We start from the raw sequence: 18,711 nt of genomic DNA, 5'->3' as shown, positions 1-18,711 counted from the left end.
ATAAACACGCAGCGAGATGAGAGAAAATCTCCTATAGGAAAATAATTAACCAATAGGAAAAAATATGAAGGGGATCAAATTTTCATTTATCGATATACAACGAAGTTCGATGCAGTCATTTATGTTTAAAACAAAAAAGCGCCCATCAAAAATGATGGGCGCTTTTATATTTAAAAAACAGGGAGTTAAAGTTACTTAGCAACCATTACCATTGCCGGACGAATCACACGACCGTTTAGTTCGTAACCTTTTTGCATAACAAACATAACAGTGTTTGATTCATGATCAGGGCTCTCCTGAATCGACATCGCTTGATGGAACTCTGGATTGAATGCTTCACCTTCAGGGTTGATTGCTTTCAAGCCAAATTTCGCGACAACGTCTACAAACGTTTTATGGGTTAGTTCAACGCCTTCTAGGAACGGCTTCACAGTTTCATTCTCTGTATCTGCCGCTTGAATTGCACGCTCTAGGTTATCAATAACAGGAAGCAGCTCTTCTGCAAACTTGTTCAACGCAAACTTACGTGCTTTATCGATCTCTTGCTCAGTGCGACGACGCATGTTTTCTACTTCAGCTTTAGAACGCAACACCGCATCTTGTTGCTCTTTTACTTTTGCCTCGCTAGACAATAGTGCCGCTTCTAGTTGAGCAATCTTAGCGTCTGTCTCATCACCAAGCTCTTCAAGCTCAGCTTCAACTTCTTGTGCTTCAGCTTCTACTTTTTCAGCCTCTTCGATGATTTGATCAAGCTCTTCTTCTGTAACTTTGTTTTCTTCGTTGCTCATGATATCTCCAGAATTCAACATAATGCCCTTAAAGCCATGCGCGTTTTTGCGGGCTTTAACCACATAAAAATTCGCATATTTAGGTGACTTGCCATTATTATGGGGATGAAGATTCCTGATTCAAGCCTCTTTAATGCGGAAATGCTATGAAAAATCCATGTAACGTGATCGCGATTATCGGAAAACCAAGAGATCAACAAGCAATTCAAACTCATAAAGAGTTGTACCAATGGTTGACCTCTGAGGGCTATAAAGTATTCATTGACGATCGCCTTGCCGCAATACTGGATGATATCCCACAGAGTCAGTTTGCTAGCTTAGTTGAACTAGGAAAAAATGCCGATCTAGCCATTGTGGTTGGTGGCGATGGCAACATGCTAGGTGCAGCAAGAATTTTATCCCGATTTGATGTACCAGTTATAGGCGTGAACCGCGGAAATTTGGGCTTCTTAACTGACTTGAACCCAGACGACTTCCAAGCGTCTCTGCAAGCGGTACTCGACGGTGAGTACATTGAAGAGGAGCGTTTTCTTTTAGAGGCGGAAGTACACCGCCACGGACAAATAAAGAGCCATAACGCTGCGCTAAACGAAGCCGTACTTCACCCAGGGCAAATTGCTCATATGATTGAATTTGAAGTGTATATTGATGAAAGCTTCGCCTTCTCTTTACGGGCCGACGGTTTGATTGTCTCCACTCCGACTGGCTCGACGGCATATTCACTTTCTGGCGGCGGCCCAATTCTTTCTCCTAGCTTGAATGCCATTTCACTCGTGCCAATGTTCCCTCATACATTGTCGAGTCGACCTTTGGTGGTTGATGGAAAACGTCGAATTAAATTGGTGGTATCACCAGAAAACCGTGGAACACAAGAAGTTAGCTGTGATGGACAAGTCTCACTTCCAGTTACCCCTGGCGACGAAATTCACATCTATCAAAGTCCAAATGTACTAAAGCTCATCCATCCAAAAGACTACAGCTACTATCACGTCTTACGGAATAAGCTTGGCTGGTCTAGTAAATTGTTCTAACACTTGTTACTCAGGGTAATAACTTCAATAAAAAAGCCAGCAGCTCAATTGCTACTGGCTTTTGGCTTTCTTAGACAAGAAATAGACACAAAGTAGTGAGGCGACACGATATTTGTCATCATTAAAGAGAAGCTTATAAATTTTGATCCTGTGGGCAAACTTTACACAAAAGATAGAAAAGCAAATTCAATGATCTATGTCCGGTGATATTCTCACCATGAATAGAGTATTAACTCTATTTCATACAATCAATAAAGGACATATTATGAAGAAAACCATCATTCTGTCTGTTCTCAGTACATTAGCACTTATTGGCTGCCAATCAGAGGAAACGCAAGTCAACAGTGTGTCCAACGCAAAAGCGGAAGATATCACTAAGACGAAACGGGCCCTAGCTCAACAATTGAGTGAGAATTATGCTGCCATTGAACCCATGCTGAGAAGAGATATTACTCCGCAACAGACTAACGTTTCTGTATCAGCATTTGTTAAGCAAAACCCTAACTCAGAGTTCAGCCGCCAGCTTGTACAAGCTGACACTCAAATTCGTAGCTGGAAAGGTATTTCTGAATACTCAGATCAGTTGTTAGAAGTTCGCTTGGCAAATGAAGCCATGATAACAGCATGGCAAAGTGGCGAGGTCGAGCCATTATTTGCATTTGAACCAAGTGGTGATGATGAGAATTGGCAATACATCGAAGCATTTGATGTTTATGGCAACATCCATCAACTCGATGTTTACCAGCTCCCTGAGGTACCTGTGCTTGTCGTTGATAACAATAGCTCTGCAGAGCTAAAAGCAGGCTTGCAAGCTATGCAAGCTGAGATGAAAAAACTCGGTCAACCAGCTTTAGTTCAACCATATATTGCTGATGAACAACGCCAAAATACACCGCTATTGTCAAATAGCGAAGCGGCTCCAATTCAAACCACGCAGTTGAAAAAGATCCGTCTAGCCGATGACAAAGAACCTTGGATCTCTGGCAAGGCAGAAATCTACGCTATCGTAACGGGCGTCAATCCAAGTCGTGATGAACCTACTCTCGATTTGGTGGAGCTTCCATACTTAGACTACGATAACCAAGATTACTATCCGAATCAGATCATTATTCACTGGTCTCGTTACCGCTGGGGTGCGGCAGACATTGTGCTCATGGAGCAAGATGACGGCACAGACTATAAACAATTGGCAAAACTCCTTGTTCAAGTTGCCGAAGAAGTATTGAAAGCGATTCCAGATCCAGAAGTTCAGGCTTACGCGATTATTCCGCAAATCACGAACAAGATCATCGACACTATCCCCGATGGTGTACTCACGAATGATGATGACTTCGTCGACGTTTACTACACTCTAATGCAAGATACTTCATACGTAGATCACCCAGGTGCAGGTGTGAATGCAGTCGTCACACTAGAACCACTAACGATTAACCCAACTCGTCCGTAACCTGTTCAATTTTAATGAGTCGTTGTAATCACATCGGCTCATTTTTCCCACTTCATCACAAAAAAACAGCCTACAAAGAAAATTTTCCTTACCTGACTTTACTGTATAAAGAAACAGTATATACTGTTCTCTTATACAGTATTGTTCAGTTATACAGGTAAATAAAATGCTGGCTCATCTAAGTGTTAATAACTTTGCGATTGTTAAGTCTTTACAACTCGAGCTTTCTAAGGGCATGACCACCATTACAGGTGAAACAGGCGCGGGTAAATCCATTGCTATCGATGCTTTAGGGCTCTGCTTAGGCGGACGAGCCGATGCCGGCATGGTGCGACAAGGTGAAGAGAAAACCGAAGTTAGCGCCGCTTTTTTATTGGACAACAACTTACATGCAACACGTTGGTTAGAAGATAACGATCTGCTAGATGGCAGTGAGTGTATTTTGCGTCGTATTATCACAAAAGAAGGCCGCTCAAGAGCCTTCATTAATGGCAGCCCTGTTCCACTATCACAACTCAAATCTCTAGGGCAGCTACTTATCAATATCCATGGGCAGCACGCTCATCATCAATTGATGAAAAGTGAGCACCAAATGGCCATGCTCGACCAATATGCTGGGCATTTAAACCTACTAAAAAGCACACGAAGTGCTTACCAGCATTGGCGTCAGGCGGATAATAACCTCAAGCAGCTAAAAGAAAATAGCCAGCAAAACCAGGCGCAAAAACAGTTGCTTGAATACCAAATCAAAGAACTGAATGAGTTATCGCTAGGTGAAGAAGAATTTGCAGAGCTCGAGCAAGAGCATAAACGACTATCCAACAGTGGTGAACTCGCCACTACCTGTCAGCAAGCCATCGAACTTATTTACGAAGGTGAAGAAGTCAATGCGCTTGGTATTTTGCAATCGGCCAATCACTCCCTAATTCAATTAGCCGAATTAGATGAAAAGCTATCTGAGCTACCTAACATGCTGTCAGAAGCGATGATTCAACTTGAAGAAACGAAGAATGAATTACGCAGCTACTTAGATGGCATCGATGTTGATCCAGCTCGTATGGCTTATGTAGAAGAACGTTTTTCTAAAGTGATGTCTGTAGCTCGTAAACACCACGTAATGCCAGAAGAACTCTACCAGCATCATCAAGATCTTCTGGCCCAAGTAGAAGCGTTAGATTGCTCCGATGAACGTTTAGATGAACTTGCTCAAGAAGTAGAACACAAGTACCAAAGCTTTCTAACACAAGCAGAAAAACTGCACAAATCACGCAGCCGTTACGCAAAAGAACTGAACAAACTGATCACACAAAGCATGCACGAATTGAGCATGGAGAAAGCAGTATTCAGTATCGAAGTTAGCAATGACAACACGCACCCATCGCCGCTTGGCATGGACAGCGTGTGCTTCTTAGTATCGACCAACCCGGGACAACCATTGCAACCTATAGCAAAAGTTGCGTCAGGCGGTGAGCTATCACGTATCTCTCTAGCTATCCAAGTGATCACCGCTCAGAAAGTAGATACACCAAGTTTAATCTTCGATGAAGTGGACGTAGGTATTAGTGGCCCAACAGCTGCCGTAGTGGGCAAAATGCTACGCAAGCTTGGCGAATCTACTCAAGTATTGTGTGTCACTCACCTCCCTCAAGTTGCCGGATGCGGCCATCAACAAATGTTTGTTGCTAAGCAAACCAAAGCAGGCCAAACCGAAACCCAAATGCACGCATTAGATGAACAACAACGTGTGGCAGAATTAGCTCGCTTACTTGGTGGTAGTCAAATAACCGACTCAACGTTGGCAAACGCAAAAGAACTGCTTATCGCCGCTTAATAAATCGACAAGGGATGAGATATGGATATCAGAGCAATACACAAAACCAACTGCTTAGATCTCATCCCTATTTTTATTGAGTTAGAACATTACTACTTCAAAGAAAAAGCTTCATCAAAACACGATCTGGTCCATTATCTAAAGAGCCAAGTCTTCTCTGAACATTCTGGTGTTAATATCATTGCGGTTTACGATAATGATGACGTCGTAGGCTTTGCATCTTATACCGTCATGTTCCCTGCCCCAAAACTCTCAGGGCAGATGTACTTAAAAGATCTGTTCGTATCTTCGAAGGTTCGAGGAAAAGGGGTTGGTCTCAAGTTAATGAAGTATCTGGCATCTTTGGCGATCAAGTGTGGATGCCAAAGGTTGGACTGGACAGCTGAAAGTAGTAACCCTACCGCAGGTCAGTTTTACCGCTCAATTGGTGCAACACTAATTCATGAAAAAGAGTATTATCGTTTTTCAGGTGATGCATTACGCGAATTCGCCAAAACCGACTAACGAGTCACTAGGCTTTGCTCACCGCTGAAAGCGTCCATCACCCTACTTCCGATTGAAATTTGCTCTTCGTCACCTAACTAATACGTCATGTGGTGACATTTACCGCCTAATATCGGTGAATAAATGCAACTCAACTCAAAATTCGTTGTCAGATTGTCTACCATACGACGCATAGCTTTTTACATCTGCGTCGAGCTTGTTTATTATCAGCGCAGTATTTTAAAGGTTACTAAGAAATTATTATGCAATTAAAGAAGTGGTTAGTTGCCGTACCATTAGCAATGACATTGCTGACAGGATGTTCGGTATTGGAAAGACTGGTTTATCGTATTGATATCAACCAAGGCAACTATGTAGAACAAAGTGCGGTTGATAAATTAAAGTTTGGGATGACTAAAGCACAGGTTCGCTTCGTATTAGGGTCGCCAATGCTTATTGAAAACGGCTATCCAAACACTTGGTATTACATCTATCATCATACTCCTGGCCATGGCGAACCAGTACAGAAAGATCTGATTGTAAACTTTAATGACCAAGGCACACTCGCAGACATCAGTGGTGACTTTCCAAAAAGTGACGCATTTTACGAGCAAATTCAGTAAACTGACTTTTGCAAAAAAACCTCCCGTTTGGGAGGTTTTTTATTATATAGAAATCACGTTAGTCAAACTTTGAGTAACTCACATGAGCTATTGGGTTTATATTAATCCTGCTTATTTTTACGTACAGAACTAGGCTTGCCACCGGTGACTGGGTCTGCACTCCCCTCGGCTTTAGCCTGCTCCGCCCGTTTACGGCGAATCTCTTTCGGATCGGCGAGTAACGGACGATAAATCTCTATTCGATCTCGATCTCGAACGGTCGCATCTAACTTCACGTTACGACTAAACACACCCACTTTGTTCTTGGACAAATCAATTTCAGGGTACAACTCCAATACACCGGATTGTCGAATGATCTCTTCTACCGTTGCGTGATTATTTACCACTAAGTTAAATACACGCTGTTCATGAGGAAGAGCATAGACAACCTCAACGTGAATCATATCTGACTCAATACTCATAACACTCGTAGACCTGTTTTGCGCGTTTAGTAAATGCATTTACCATATTACTAGTAAGCTCGTTAAAAATCTTACCGAAGGCCATCTCAATCATTTTACTTGAGAATTCAAACTCAAGCTTTAGTTCAACCTTGCAAGCTTGTTCATCTAGCGCGGTAAAAATCCAACCACCACGCAACGTCTTAAACGGGCCATCCACCAAGTTCATCATAATTGCCTGACCGGGGATCAACTCATTTGAAGTCGTAAACGTTTTGCTGATTCCAGCCTTCGCCACATCGACAGAAGCCACCATACCATTCCCCGAAGACTCAATGATTCTAGAGCCCGAGCAACCAGGCAGAAATTCAGGGTATTTAGCAACATCATTAACCAGATTGAACATCTGTTCGGCGCTAAAAGACACAAGCGCAGAACGGCTGACTTGCTTCATACATACTCCTATCGATACATGTACAGATTTAAAGCTACTCGCCAATTTTACTTTTATTCCACGATTGCGCAAATAAAAGGATTTCCTATCCGATATCCAACCCGTATAATGACGCTATTATGGCAAAGAAAAAAATGAAACAAAAAGCGGGTAGCAATACTATCGCGCTGAATAAAAAAGCTCGCCACGAGTATTTCATCGATGATGAAATCGAAGCTGGCTTGGAGCTCCAAGGTTGGGAAGTGAAAGCCCTTCGCCAAGGTAAAGCCAATATTTCTGAAAGTTACGTATTTATGCGTGACGGTGAAGCCTTTGTGAGTGGCATGACAATCACTCCTTTAAATCAGGCATCGACACACGTTGTGGCGAATCCCATACGTGTGCGTAAACTACTAATGAGTCGTCGTGAACTGGATAACCTATTCGGACGTGTAAACCGTGAAGGTATGACATTAACGGCCCTCTCACTGTACTGGTCTCGCTCTTGGGTGAAACTAAAAATTGGCGTAGCAAAAGGTAAAAAGCTGCACGATAAACGTACGGATCTAAAAGAAAAAGACTGGGCAAGAGAAAAAGCACGCGTAATGAAGAGCGCGCTGCGTTAATCTTGACCACTTAAACGCATAGTACTGGACAGCCAATGCTTTTCTGTTACTATGCGAATATTACCTGGGGCTGATTTAGGATTCGACGGGAATTCAGAAGTCTGAGGTGCATGCCGAGGTGCGGTAGGCCTCGTTAACAAACCGCAAAAAAATAGTCGCAAACGACGAAAACTACGCACTAGCAGCTTAATAACCTGCTAAGAGCTCTCTCGCCCTAGCTTCCGCACGTAAGACGGGGATCAACGAGGGATCAAACCCAAACGCGCTAGCCCGGATTCTCCCGCCTGAGAGATGAACGGCGAATTTTAATTCAGGCTAGTCATTCATTAGCGTGTCGGTTCGCAGGTGGGTGGCGAAATTAAAGATCGACTAAGCATGTAGTACCAATGATGAACGGTTTTCGGACGCGGGTTCAACTCCCGCCAGCTCCACCAAACATCATGTAAGCCTCTGATTTTTCAGGGGCTTTCTTTTTATACATGCCTATGAAAAGAGAAATTGAGGTACATCCTGTTCTACATATGGACGGAGATGACACTTTGCACATGACACAACGGGCAAACGGTAACTGGTACTATCAACGCCGTATCCCAACCCACTCTCAGCCATTCTTTGGCAACAAAAAGTCCATCAAAATCTCACTGCGCACCAAGTCTGTCGCAGAGGCTCGTGTTAGAGCGCGTCAGCTATCTGTAGAGCATGACGTCCTATTTGCGCAGCATGAGACTCTTGCAACAACGACAAGCAAACCTAAAGGCTACGCAAGTAACCCACTTGAAGTGCTCGTTGACGTCAAAGCTAGCCAAGCTCAACACAAAGAAATCACTCAAGCGACGTCTGACAACCTAGTAGGAGCTCAGAGCTTACCACACGCACAAGTCTTTACTGCGCCACTAAAAGAGCGTGAGAGCGTCTTTACGGGTATTGAGGCAATGAGAGATGATTTATGCGAACTAATGTGCGACCTTGCCGAAAATAGATTGAGTGAGTATGACGCCAAGCTTTCGCGCTCATGGCGTATCATTGAGGGTGCGATGGAGTCAGAGCACTACGAGTACTTTGTAGAGCAGCCATTTGAAACTCAAAGACAACTTGTCACCGAGAGCTGTAGAAAGTCGATACAAGGATTATCCTCATTAACTACTCAGCTCACAGATGTGATGGCAGAGCGTCTTGAGTTACCTAATGCGTCTGATACCTACCTTCATGAGCTAAGGGGAACGCAAGCTCCGACGGAGAGCGAACATCAAAGCTTGCTGTTATCTGAATGCGTAGAGCTTTACCTCAAGGATAGAGAAAAAGACAACATGCAACCCAAGACCTTTGAAAGCTACAAGGCTCGTATGCGACTCATGCTATACATCTTGGGCGACCGTCCTATTGACTCTCTCAAGCGTGCTGATGCTTTGATGTTCAAGGATAAACTCTTGCAGTTACCAGCGAACCTCAACAAAGTGTCGAGCTTTAAGGGCTTACCTGTTGATGATGTCATTGCTCTCAAACCGACACCGATGGCAGTGAGCACAGCAAATGACACAATGACTGGTGTTAGCTCATTCTTCGACTGGTGCGTGTTGAATGAGTACGCGTCCAAGAATGCCTTTAAAGGACTCAAAGTAAAGACCAAGAAAAAGGCATCTGATGAGCGTAGCGCGTTCACTGAGTCTGACTTAAAGACCCTATTTCAGCATCCATACTTCCAAGGAGGTGAGAGTAAACACCCACACTATTACTGGCTACCTGTACTAGGGCTTTATACAGGTGCTCGTCTCAACGAGTTGTGTCAGTTGCATGTATGTGACGTTCGTAGAGATGATGAGAGCGGACTTTGGACTATGACCATCACCAATACTCAAGAAGACCAGAAAACCAAGAATATGAGTTCAATTCGCACTATTCCACTGCACCCTAAATTAATTGAACTAGGGTTCGTTGACTACGCACAGAACCTCACTCATGAGCGCGTCTTTCCTGAGCTTAAGAGAGGAAGAGATGGGTATGGACAAGCACCATCCAAATGGTTTGCTCGCTTCCGTGACAAAGTGCTGCCTAACGCCAAGAACGAACATAAGGCTTACCATTCTTTCAGGCACACTTTCATCAACGCCCTGAAGCAATCAGGCGTATCCCGCAGTCATGCAGCAGCCTATGTGGGTCATGGGGACGGAAGTGAAACGTTTGGACGGTATGGTAAAGCTTATGTCGCATCAGCATTAGCTCCTATATTGGACAACATTACGTTCGACTTCGACATAAAGCCCTATGCACTATCTAACTAGTACAAATTAAAAGGTAACACCTGACGTCTACCCAAGTGTTACCTTTCATTTTACATTTTACCTTCGGCGGCTTGTCTCGCTAAGCAGTCTGAATGCTCATTACCTTTGATACCAGAGTGACCAGCTACGTGCTCAACGCTAACACGTGGACGAATAGCTTTAAGCTCATCTATCAGCATCCATAAGTCCTGATTAGCGACAGGCTTCTTGCTTGAGTTGCGCCAAGCGTTACGCTTCCAGCTATCAAGCCATTCATTGAAGCCCCGCACGCAGTACTGACTGTCACTAAAGACATTGTCCCCCTCACCTGCTACAAGTAAGGCAATGATGAGAGCCAGAAGCTCAGCCCTTTGACTGGTGACACCACCAGCCCTGCGAACGGAGGATGAGTACTCCTGAATGCAATATCCAAGAGCGTCGTAAACAGCGACACCAACACCCCCTTGAAGACACCCGTGCTGATTGTCTGGTGCTGAACCATCGCAATAGATACTTAGTGGGTGCTGAGCGTTGTGTAATAGATGTGTCGTTTGAAGTTGTGTATTCATATTAAGTCCTTAATCGTAAAGCCACACCGAAAGCCCCACATAGCCAACTACACCAACGAAAGACTCGTAGTGACTAACTGACAGCATGGCTTTGCGGTTAAGCGTTGGGTTTGAAGTGAAGTGGCCTTGTGGTGGCCTTTTGTGAGTTGTGGAGTGATGAGAGCCAATCAGGCAGCTTGAGATAGATTGACCACCTCATTCTTAGAGTTAACAAAGATGCTTAATGTTGAAAGCACTTCCATATACTTCTGAGCCTGCCTTTCCTTGACACCAAGTAGCTCTTGAATTGACTTTGACGTGTACACTCGTGAATGTTGCTGTAGCAAGGCCATCAACTTGTACTTATCCACGTAAGCCTTCTTGCCGCTACTTCCTTTTGTACTCTTCCTCTCTAAGTAGCAGTTGAGTACACCAGAGACGACATCATCAAGCCAAGCTGGTGGTTTGTCCGTATTCATTTGGGGCAATTGTATCGATACTCTTTTGGCTGGTCGTCCTGTCGCGCTTCTAGATGTCGCTGTAGTATCATCACTTGCAAAGTCGGGTAGTTCATATCCTTCAACGTCAAGCCATGCCTCATCGTCAAATGACATTAAGTTTATGTATTTCATGGTTTATTTAGTTTCCGCACCTATATAAAGAGAAAACATAAAGAGAGAACCATAGCTAGCTCAAAGAAGAACCTTAAAGACAAGCTAAACGCTACTAGGAACTCTCCAATAGGGGATTTGAAATGATTGACTACCGTTGTCATGACACTCCCACGTAAAGCGGGCTGAAAGGAATGATATGAGGTGATAGATAGAAGACGCAGAGCTTAAAGTATCTATGAGAGCTACTTTAAGTTGAGCTTAGAGTTAGCTTTAAGTAAGTGATTGTTATTGTTAATAACCACAATCACATCTTAAAGACAGACTTTAAGTATCCACGCCCTACACCAGCACGTCTTACAAGCTTAAAGCTTCCCTTAAAGAGAACTCTTAAGCTTTGCGTCTGGTGCATGTATTGCTCTTTGTCTCTCTGCTTGCCCAAGGCATTAAGACTCACTCTCTATGAGCCGAGAGGTTACGAGGTGATGGCCTTGAAGCCCACTCAGTGCGTGACTCTGATGTGTGACTTCTTGCTGTGGTTTGGCGGCTACAGTCCGCATTGGGTTTGTTCTTATAGGCAGTCGTAATTACAGGTTATTAACACCCTGTCAGACTCACCGTATCGGGCTGCGCCCTATAGGCAGTCGTAATTCGATTGGCATTGCGTTGAGACTCAAAGAGAGCGTAAAGGCAGGGGATGAGAGCGTTGATACCTCGATGGTTTGACCCAACTAAAACAGACAAGGGCAGGCGTTGCACCCGCCCAAGTGACCTAGATAAGCTCGGCGTTAACCTCCGCCATGTAAGGCGCTAAGACATTCTCAATGCCATTTGTAGCGTCCTCAAAGACACCAAGCTCTACTAACGCTTTAACATGCCCCCACACCTCTTGGTGCAGCTGCGAGTCTTGCGTTGTAAGCAGCGTTTGAGTATCAAGATGATTAGAGGCTTTAATAGTTAAGACGTCGTTCATATCAATGCTCCTTTGTGCTTAAGGTGAGCTAAAGATACCGAAACTCAACTTGGTTGTGTTATGTGTAGTCACTAGTGAGTACAATAACTTGAATATGGTCACGCAAGAGCTTGCTAAGTGAGTGCTTATTGTTCAATCAGCCGACACTTAGAACACGGTGCCAGCTTCAACCGCCTTCTTCTTCACTCTCTGTACGGTACTTGCATTACAGCCAAGCTCCTGAGCGACACCACGGATAGACTTGCCCTCAAGTAACAACTCAATGATACGCTGATGCTGCTTGGTATTAGCTTTGCGTCCTTGGAACTTCTCAGCCCACTTCGCAGGGTTAGCTTTAAGCGCTTGTCTTCCAGCCTCAGCCGACGCTAAGCGATTCTTACGCTCTGCCGCAGCCATAGCCGTGAGCATGGTAATCTGGATGTCAGTGACCATGTTCTGCATGTCATCATCTTTGCTTGAGTATGAGAACGTCAGACCTTGGTTGATAGTCTTAATGCACACACCCCTGTCGAGAAGCTCACGTATAGTCGATTCAGCGTCTCGATAGTCACGCCCTAAACGGTCAACCCACCATACGACTAGAGTATCTCCTTTACGTAGCTTACCAAGAAGAACCGATAGCCCTGCCCTCTCTCTAGCTGGCACAGTACCCGACACTTTCTCTGTCGTAACCTCCGCATCAGGGTAAAGCTTTGAGATGTCACTCAATTGGCTGTCCACGTTCTGCTCCTTAGTCGACACACGGACATAAGCAAAGACCATTGAGTTACTGTCATTGGATTGAGTTGTCATTGTCATACCTCGAACGAGTGCTTTAGGTTGCTGTATGCTTAACTTATTGTATGCATATCGACAAGTCAACACCTAAAGCGCACAAAAATAACACCCTTAGAGTGTATGCATTTGGGCATAACCTAAAGAAAACACTGAAAATATATTTTTATCGTTAGAGGGTTATATCTCAAAGTAAAAATCCATCGGTATCCTTCCTGGGGGGGGATGGGGGAAAATAGGCAACCACAATTATACTTACATGCCCAGACAAAATTGCTAACAAAATTCAGGTCGAGCTTTAGCTCCGCTAATCCGTCCAGCAATAAGAGCTTCTTGAGGAAAATACATGATTACTTCATCTGAGATGGAAACTTTAACCTCTCTAATGCAACTCGGACTATCTTCACATCCCTTGCTTGCAGTCGTACTTATCTTATTCGGCTTAGTGTTAGGCTATTGTATTTCTTACATAAAAAGTCACGCAAAAGAAAACGCCAAGGTCATCGGAAAATTAGATGCCATCGAGTCTCAATTACAACGCCACTTAAAGGTTTTGCGTGAAGAAACCCTACAAACTGAATCCGCAAAAATCGACGCTCTATCAGAAAAACTAGCACAAGTGATAACCCAACAAGTCGAGCTAACCAGAGCAACAGAACAAGTGAGTCAAGACTTAGCGCACCAAGTCTGGAACAAACAAGAGTTAACCCAACTAAAACGAATAAAATATGAACAGTATTACACTTGCGTTGATGGTCTTCCGAGTTATTTCGGAGAAAAATTCAAATATCACGCAGGTTTAGAAAAAAACGAACCGAAGGACCTCATTTGTGAGGCTGACCTTCTTGTAGATCTTTATCTTCCTGAACTAAAAGAAGCTCACAAAAAGTTGATACCAATAGTTTTCGACTTCAGAGCCCTAATAGAAGAAACCGCAAAACTTAGCTTTAAAAATGGAGGCAATCTCCTAAATATAGAGACAATTGAAGCCCTAATAAAGAGGCTAGGAAAAATTCGTGATGCTTTACTGCCCATACAGAGAGAATTAAAAGATAGCGTTTCAACAAATGCCATTCAACTACTAGGTAAGATAAACGATGATGCTAAACCCTAGTAACACACCCAACAGTTCAGCTCCCAAAGTCGGAACTGAACCGAACTAGCAGTGTTCTACAAGGTGTGCTACATTTCGAGTAAACCACTGATGTACCTTCCTTGTATATCAGAGACTTACATAGGAAAAGGCGACGAACTCTCGAATCCCGCCAGCTCCACCAAACGTTTGGAAAAGGCCACCCTCGGGTGGCCTTTTTTGTATCAACAACCCACTATCCACTATCCACTATCCACATTGTCTTCTTTTCTCACGCACTCATGCTACCTGATAACTTTTCACGAGCATTACTGCATAACTCTGAACGTACGCCGATTTAAAAACTCGTTGAGTATTAAGTAACAGACGATACGCTCATAAATACACCACCAAAACTACACGGAAGTTCAGAAGAACTCATCCAAGGACAAAAGTGTGTCTATATGTTCTTCGATTTAAAGTGTTCTAAGTTTTTGAGTTATCAACAACTACGAGTGCTAAATCTAAGTTATAGAATTATGATGGGTTAAAGTAGAACAATTTGGGTTTATCACTAACCATCAAAAGATACTAAATAAGCCTTTTCTTTTGCTCTTGGTTATCACAATTGGCGGAAAAATAAATTATCAAGTCAATCTAGCATTACGATGTAAAGCAATAAAAACACCTCTTGACAAAGCGAATAATTAACTGTTTTCAATACGATTTCATTGTCTGAAACCTAGTATTTATAGAGTTTTTATCATTCGGTAGCTCTCGTTTATTTTGCTTTCACATTACCTAATGAAAGCCTCAAAAACCCAATACAATATAACTACCTAAGATTAGCGCAGACTGAGTGTTCCAGATTTAAACTTTATTAATGCTAATAAAAATCGGTCAAATAGATAAACATAAATCTAAAAATGTAATTTTCAAATTCACAAGTTACAGAGCAATGCAATATGAATCACATAGTTAAAATTAAATATTGTAAAAACACACAATACATATAGATTTATAGATTTTTAAAATGAAAAAAGTCGATGTGAGAAATTACTTATTTGGATTTATTACAATCATATTGTTGAGCATTAATATGAGTTTTGGAGAGAGTATATTGAATAACGATAAAGTTAACCAATACACACCACAAATCAATGGTGTGATAACAAAAAAAGGGAAGCCGATTAATAACCAAAAGGTTAGTCTTAATATTGGTTTAAGCGCTTCAGGAAAATCAATAGACTTATCAACATTTACTGACAGCAATGGTCGGTTTGAATTTTCTCCTGTGTATGAGAACAAAGAGAGCGTTAAGATCCCGCTTATTGAACATTATGTAACTATTGTTTTAACCACAGAACTAGATATTGATGAAAGCGTTATTATTTGGGAAGGTTCGTTCGATGGCTATGAAATAGAGGATTACGTAAAAAACAATATGGCTAATCTAGTCTGTGATGCAGCAAACCCTCTTAAGTACTTTGCTTTTTCAATTGATGATGACGAAAACGATGACTACTACGTAAATAGTCAATGTGATTTATTTGGATATATTGACTCTGACTTATATGGAAATTAAAGAATGCAATCACTCTCACCAAAACTATCATCTAGAATCGCAGAAATCCCCTATTCTGTATTCGCAACTAATGTTCGTAACGTTAGTGGTTATATAGCAAAGTTTTTTACATTTGATCTAAGGAATGATGTCAAAAAAGGAACGACAAGTGGCTTTATGGGATTTGGTGGAATGACATCAGATTTTGTAGCGATAGGTCGAGGTAAGGGCGAGTTTGCCGATACTTTGGTATTTTCCTTCCGTGGCACTCAAGTAAACATCGGCGACATTATGACCGATGGAAACATTGGGATATCAGGTACCTCATCCGGTTACAGGGTACATGCAGGTTTTGTAAATCTCTTCAATACGATAAAGCCACAACTTGCAGCATACATCGCTGGTTATTCGAAAAAGAACATGAAAGCACCGAAGGCAATACACTGTGTAGGTCATAGTTTAGGTGGTGCTCTTGCTTCATTAGCGGCAGATTGGGTGAAGAGTCAGTACGGCTATAGCGTACACCTATATACTTTTGGCGCACCAAAAGTTGGCTTTAAACCATACGCAAGAAGGGAGTTAGATTCTTCCTATCGCTGCACTCATGGCGCAGATCCAGTTCCTATGTCTCCTCTTTGGCCATTTACTCACGGTGGTATTGAGTATCGGCTAGATGGAAGTTCTGGCATCTACTTCTGCGCTCATGGACTAGGAAAAAAATCTGTTCCGGGTTATGTCAATACCGCTACAAGTAATGAGTGGTCGGCACTACAACCCAAATCTCAAGCTTACCTAGAACGCAACGTATTTCTTGACTTCAACAATAGATATAATGCTCGGATGACTGATGGTTGGGTAAGTAAAATAGTCTCTTCAATTTTGACCTTATTAAGAATTTCAGGTCTGGGTCATATAATACAACAAATAGCAACTGTAGGCCTTACTGCTTGGGATCAACTAGCTAAAGCTATGGCGTACATCTCAAAACTAAAAAACGAGTATACAGAACACGTTCGCGGTATTTTAGGTCACATGAATGTAATGTCAGGTAGCGCAGCGATCGACCTATCGAGTATTACTTATAGAGTGATAAAACTTTGTTTTTCGAGACTAGTAAGAAGGTTAGATAGTCATGTTAGAAATGCTCTAAATATAGTAGAGTGACAGTAAAAGGCACGAACAATTATTCTAAAAAACGCTCTATTATCCTCAACTAGATTGAGTTCAGAAAAAGCGAAGCTATTTAGGCTTCGCTTTTTATTAGGGCTTAGAGTTGTTAACAATATTAAAATCTATATTCCACACCTAGTGATGCTTGGTTAAAGTCTGTTTCCGTGTTTGCACCGTTCGCGACATTCTCCGCATTGAGTTCTACGTCGTACCACATATATTCTGCGTTAACTAAGAAGTTATCAGTAACTTTAAAACCCACACCGGCACCAGCGAATACACCTTCATCATCTTTGTTGCCTTGGAAGCCCGCAACGTCGTAATCCGTCGAGTACCACATTTGACCGCCTTTTGCGTAAAGGTCGACACGATCAGCAATAGGGGCTGTAACTTTTAGTGCTGCGGTGTAACCGTCCGTTTCGGCATTTGCTAGGTTATTACCATAGCTACCGAAATCAATGTAACCACCTTCCAACGCTAAGTAAGGATTAAAACGGTAACCAACTAAACCTTGAATAACATCGCTGTCATCATCAAAGTCATCTTGTCCATCAACTTTTAAGTAACCGTAGTTGGCGCCAACATATACACCATGATCGTTGGAGTCCGCAGCATGTGATAAAGTACTAAACGTTGCTAAAGAAAAAAGGCTAATCAAAGTAACAACATTGCTTTTCATTTCGTTCTCCTAATATAAGTTCCATTGAAGGTTCGAATAGTAAAGAGCAAATGCAATGCCAACTTTAAATTAATGAAAAATATATTTAATTTTATAGAATACTGACAATCCTCTAAAGAACGCCGAACAAAAACAGAAAAAAAGATCTGTCTGTTTACTTTATATAAACAATACTAAATTGAGGTTAATCGATGATGTGAAAAAGATTCTTGTTAATTTGTAGATTTTTCAAAGAAATTAAATAAACATCTAAAATACTCTTGTAGATTAATCAGTCAAAAAACGCTTAGCTAGTTTTTATAAGAAAGGAAGCTAATCACACATACGTTGCATCTTACTTTGCTTCAAGCCGTGAATACTCTACTCTTTGCCTAAGCAGAGTTTAATGGAACTGAAGTATGTTAAAAGGCAGTGAATACCCTTCTATTCGAGCATTAAGGACGTTTGTCGCGGTCTCTAATTACCTCAGTTTCTCTAAAGCAGCGGATGCCCTATGTATTACGCAAAGCGCAGTAAGCAAACAAATCGCATCGCTGGAGCAATTGGTGGGTTTACCTTTAATACAAAGAAGGGCGAGTGGTATTGAGTTAACCGAAGAAGGCAAGCGTTATCTGCCGCAAGTCACAGAAGCTTTGGAGCTTATTCAGCATGCAACTGCCAACTTAATCCAGTCAGATTCAAAGCAAGAATTACTCACCGTGGACGTAACCCCTTCTTTTGCCAGCCTTTGGTTGATACCTAATATTGATGACTTCCACCAGCAACATCCTAACATCCGAGTAAGAGTCTGTACCGGGGATGGGAACGTCAAAGATTCGAGCAACGAAAGTGACTTACATATTCGCTGCCTTCCATTATCCACACATTATGAATACAGCCACTTACTGTGCGAAGAAACATTGTTATTAGTCGGTTGCACAAATGCTCCTGCAATTGAGAGTGTGCACGCTGTTAGTAATTATCCGTTTATACCTCAAATCACTCGCCCTCAGCTATGGGAGCAATTTAAAACTGTCTACACTGTAGAATCTCCCGTTACCTATCAACCTGTAGGCGTCGAACATTTTTACCTAGCTTGCGAAGCTGTCAGAATGGGAAAAGGGCTCGCCTTGCTTCCTGATTTTATGGCGCAGTATTCGATTTTAAGAGGGGACATTCAGCATGTTCTCAACCTCTCTTTACAGAGCGGTTATGGTTATTACGTGATGATTCCAAATTATCGACTTTCAGCTAAAAAAGTAGTGGCATTTCACGAATGGCTGAAGAGCAAGCTAAGTTAATGTTGTTTCTTTAAACTCGTTTAGGTAAACCAAAACAACTCAAAGACTTCGGTATCTGTCTGCTCAAATTTATGGCATTC

The 18,711-nt window shown here is 42.3% G+C and carries 19 protein-coding genes and 1 other RNA gene; 12 read left to right on the top strand and 8 right to left on the bottom strand.

Annotated features, from left to right (window positions below; all coding sequences use genetic code 11):
* Positions 1 to 191: 191 nt before the first annotated feature.
* Positions 192 to 788 carry a nucleotide exchange factor GrpE gene (grpE, locus tag N646_RS13950; RefSeq protein ID WP_021034134.1) on the bottom strand — a complete coding sequence of 199 codons (597 nt, stop codon included), beginning with the start codon at positions 786 to 788 and terminating at the stop codon, positions 192 to 194.
* A gap of 146 nt (positions 789 to 934) precedes the next feature.
* Between grpE and nadK the strand changes: the two genes are divergently transcribed.
* The 5 genes from nadK to bamE all read left to right on the top strand — a co-directional run bounded on the left by nadK (position 935) and on the right by bamE (position 6,203).
* Positions 935 to 1,819, top strand: coding sequence for an NAD(+) kinase (gene nadK, locus N646_RS13945; RefSeq protein ID WP_005381631.1), 885 nt, complete (start codon positions 935 to 937; stop codon positions 1,817 to 1,819).
* Positions 1,820 to 2,084: 265 nt separating this feature from the next.
* Positions 2,085 to 3,266 (top strand): DUF3103 domain-containing protein, encoded by a 1,182-nt coding sequence (locus tag N646_RS13940; RefSeq protein ID WP_017820586.1) that lies wholly within the window; start codon positions 2,085 to 2,087, stop codon positions 3,264 to 3,266.
* Positions 3,267 to 3,432: 166 nt separating this feature from the next.
* A complete protein-coding gene (gene recN, locus N646_RS13935) occupies positions 3,433 to 5,097 on the top strand; it encodes a DNA repair protein RecN (RefSeq protein ID WP_005383750.1) in 1,665 nt (554 codons plus the stop codon).
* A gap of 21 nt (positions 5,098 to 5,118) precedes the next feature.
* Positions 5,119 to 5,601: a GNAT family N-acetyltransferase gene (locus N646_RS13930; protein ID WP_005381636.1), complete on the top strand. Its 483-nt coding sequence runs from the start codon at positions 5,119 to 5,121 to the stop codon at positions 5,599 to 5,601.
* A gap of 242 nt (positions 5,602 to 5,843) precedes the next feature.
* A complete protein-coding gene (gene bamE, locus N646_RS13925; RefSeq protein ID WP_017820585.1) occupies positions 5,844 to 6,203 on the top strand; it encodes an outer membrane protein assembly factor BamE in 360 nt (119 codons plus the stop codon).
* 101 nt (positions 6,204 to 6,304) lie between these two features.
* Here the strand turns inward: bamE and N646_RS13920 are convergent, their stop codons facing one another.
* Entirely contained in the window at positions 6,305 to 6,664 is a 360-nt protein-coding gene (locus N646_RS13920) for an RnfH family protein (protein WP_005381640.1), read from the bottom strand.
* On the bottom strand, positions 6,654 to 7,097 hold the full coding sequence (locus tag N646_RS13915) for an SRPBCC family protein (RefSeq protein WP_005381641.1): 444 nt from the start codon (positions 7,095 to 7,097) through the stop codon (positions 6,654 to 6,656). Before N646_RS13915 ends, N646_RS13920 begins: the two co-directional genes overlap by 11 nt.
* 119 nt (positions 7,098 to 7,216) lie before the next feature.
* On the opposite strand from N646_RS13915, the gene smpB reads away from it, so the two are divergent.
* From smpB to N646_RS13905, 3 genes are all read left to right on the top strand, one after another.
* Positions 7,217 to 7,702, top strand: a complete 486-nt coding sequence (gene smpB / locus N646_RS13910) for an SsrA-binding protein SmpB (RefSeq protein WP_017820584.1) — start codon at positions 7,217 to 7,219, stop codon at positions 7,700 to 7,702.
* Between the two features lie 66 nt (positions 7,703 to 7,768).
* Positions 7,769 to 8,136: a transfer-messenger RNA gene (ssrA, locus tag N646_RS23800) on the top strand.
* A gap of 111 nt (positions 8,137 to 8,247) precedes the next feature.
* Entirely contained in the window at positions 8,248 to 9,981 is a 1,734-nt protein-coding gene (locus N646_RS13905; RefSeq protein WP_226977252.1) for a site-specific integrase, read from the top strand.
* 50 nt (positions 9,982 to 10,031) lie between these two features.
* On the opposite strand, the gene N646_RS13900 is transcribed toward N646_RS13905, so the two are convergent.
* The 4 genes from N646_RS13900 to N646_RS13885 all read right to left on the bottom strand — a co-directional run bounded on the left by N646_RS13900 (position 10,032) and on the right by N646_RS13885 (position 12,884).
* Entirely contained in the window at positions 10,032 to 10,529 is a 498-nt protein-coding gene (locus tag N646_RS13900) for an RNase H family protein (RefSeq protein ID WP_017820582.1), read from the bottom strand.
* Positions 10,530 to 10,696: 167 nt separating this feature from the next.
* Positions 10,697 to 11,140 (bottom strand): hypothetical protein, encoded by a 444-nt coding sequence (locus N646_RS13895; RefSeq protein WP_017820581.1) that lies wholly within the window; start codon positions 11,138 to 11,140, stop codon positions 10,697 to 10,699.
* 751 nt (positions 11,141 to 11,891) lie between these two features.
* Positions 11,892 to 12,092, bottom strand: a complete 201-nt coding sequence (locus N646_RS13890) for a hypothetical protein (RefSeq protein WP_005479249.1) — start codon at positions 12,090 to 12,092, stop codon at positions 11,892 to 11,894.
* A 147-nt stretch (positions 12,093 to 12,239) separates the two neighbouring features.
* Positions 12,240 to 12,884, bottom strand: coding sequence for a recombinase family protein (locus N646_RS13885; RefSeq protein WP_017820580.1), 645 nt, complete (start codon positions 12,882 to 12,884; stop codon positions 12,240 to 12,242).
* A gap of 328 nt (positions 12,885 to 13,212) precedes the next feature.
* Between N646_RS13885 and N646_RS13880 the strand changes: the two genes are divergently transcribed.
* From N646_RS13880 to N646_RS13870, 3 genes are all read left to right on the top strand, one after another.
* Complete coding sequence (locus N646_RS13880; RefSeq protein WP_017820579.1) at positions 13,213 to 13,980, top strand: hypothetical protein; 768 nt, start codon at positions 13,213 to 13,215, stop codon at positions 13,978 to 13,980.
* A gap of 991 nt (positions 13,981 to 14,971) precedes the next feature.
* The gene (locus N646_RS13875; RefSeq protein ID WP_017820578.1) at positions 14,972 to 15,523 is read left to right on the top strand and encodes a DUF6795 domain-containing protein; all 552 of its coding nucleotides are present in this window, start codon (positions 14,972 to 14,974) and stop codon (positions 15,521 to 15,523) included.
* 3 nt (positions 15,524 to 15,526) lie between these two features.
* Positions 15,527 to 16,666: a lipase family protein gene (locus N646_RS13870; RefSeq protein WP_005383744.1), complete on the top strand. Its 1,140-nt coding sequence runs from the start codon at positions 15,527 to 15,529 to the stop codon at positions 16,664 to 16,666.
* Between the two features lie 121 nt (positions 16,667 to 16,787).
* Here the strand turns inward: N646_RS13870 and N646_RS13865 are convergent, their stop codons facing one another.
* A complete protein-coding gene (locus N646_RS13865; protein ID WP_005383742.1) occupies positions 16,788 to 17,351 on the bottom strand; it encodes a porin family protein in 564 nt (187 codons plus the stop codon).
* Between the two features lie 398 nt (positions 17,352 to 17,749).
* Here N646_RS13865 and N646_RS13860 point away from each other — a divergent pair, with 398 nt between their 5' ends.
* Complete coding sequence (locus tag N646_RS13860; protein ID WP_005381669.1) at positions 17,750 to 18,631, top strand: LysR family transcriptional regulator; 882 nt, start codon at positions 17,750 to 17,752, stop codon at positions 18,629 to 18,631.
* Positions 18,632 to 18,711 lie beyond the last annotated feature (80 nt).

The organism is Vibrio alginolyticus NBRC 15630 = ATCC 17749 (assembly GCF_000354175.2).
Classification (GTDB): Bacteria; Pseudomonadota; Gammaproteobacteria; order Enterobacterales; family Vibrionaceae; genus Vibrio; species Vibrio alginolyticus.
Note: the sequence above shows the minus strand (reverse complement) of the source record. Positions and strands in the feature narration are given on the sequence as shown.

Coding starts and splice junctions, on each gene's coding strand:
- grpE (WP_021034134.1), bottom strand. CDS start 788: ATGAGCAACGAAGAAAACAAAGTTACAGAAGAAGAGCTTGATCAAATC.
- nadK (WP_005381631.1), top strand. CDS start 935: ATGAAAAATCCATGTAACGTGATCGCGATTATCGGAAAACCAAGAGAT.
- N646_RS13940 (WP_017820586.1), top strand. CDS start 2,085: ATGAAGAAAACCATCATTCTGTCTGTTCTCAGTACATTAGCACTTATT.
- recN (WP_005383750.1), top strand. CDS start 3,433: ATGCTGGCTCATCTAAGTGTTAATAACTTTGCGATTGTTAAGTCTTTA.
- N646_RS13930 (WP_005381636.1), top strand. CDS start 5,119: ATGGATATCAGAGCAATACACAAAACCAACTGCTTAGATCTCATCCCT.
- bamE (WP_017820585.1), top strand. CDS start 5,844: ATGCAATTAAAGAAGTGGTTAGTTGCCGTACCATTAGCAATGACATTG.
- N646_RS13920 (WP_005381640.1), bottom strand. CDS start 6,664: ATGAGTATTGAGTCAGATATGATTCACGTTGAGGTTGTCTATGCTCTT.
- N646_RS13915 (WP_005381641.1), bottom strand. CDS start 7,097: ATGAAGCAAGTCAGCCGTTCTGCGCTTGTGTCTTTTAGCGCCGAACAG.
- smpB (WP_017820584.1), top strand. CDS start 7,217: ATGGCAAAGAAAAAAATGAAACAAAAAGCGGGTAGCAATACTATCGCG.
- N646_RS13905 (WP_226977252.1), top strand. CDS start 8,248: ATGACACAACGGGCAAACGGTAACTGGTACTATCAACGCCGTATCCCA.
- N646_RS13900 (WP_017820582.1), bottom strand. CDS start 10,529: ATGAATACACAACTTCAAACGACACATCTATTACACAACGCTCAGCAC.
- N646_RS13895 (WP_017820581.1), bottom strand. CDS start 11,140: ATGAAATACATAAACTTAATGTCATTTGACGATGAGGCATGGCTTGAC.
- N646_RS13890 (WP_005479249.1), bottom strand. CDS start 12,092: ATGAACGACGTCTTAACTATTAAAGCCTCTAATCATCTTGATACTCAA.
- N646_RS13885 (WP_017820580.1), bottom strand. CDS start 12,884: ATGACAACTCAATCCAATGACAGTAACTCAATGGTCTTTGCTTATGTC.
- N646_RS13880 (WP_017820579.1), top strand. CDS start 13,213: ATGATTACTTCATCTGAGATGGAAACTTTAACCTCTCTAATGCAACTC.
- N646_RS13875 (WP_017820578.1), top strand. CDS start 14,972: ATGAAAAAAGTCGATGTGAGAAATTACTTATTTGGATTTATTACAATC.
- N646_RS13870 (WP_005383744.1), top strand. CDS start 15,527: ATGCAATCACTCTCACCAAAACTATCATCTAGAATCGCAGAAATCCCC.
- N646_RS13865 (WP_005383742.1), bottom strand. CDS start 17,351: ATGAAAAGCAATGTTGTTACTTTGATTAGCCTTTTTTCTTTAGCAACG.
- N646_RS13860 (WP_005381669.1), top strand. CDS start 17,750: ATGTTAAAAGGCAGTGAATACCCTTCTATTCGAGCATTAAGGACGTTT.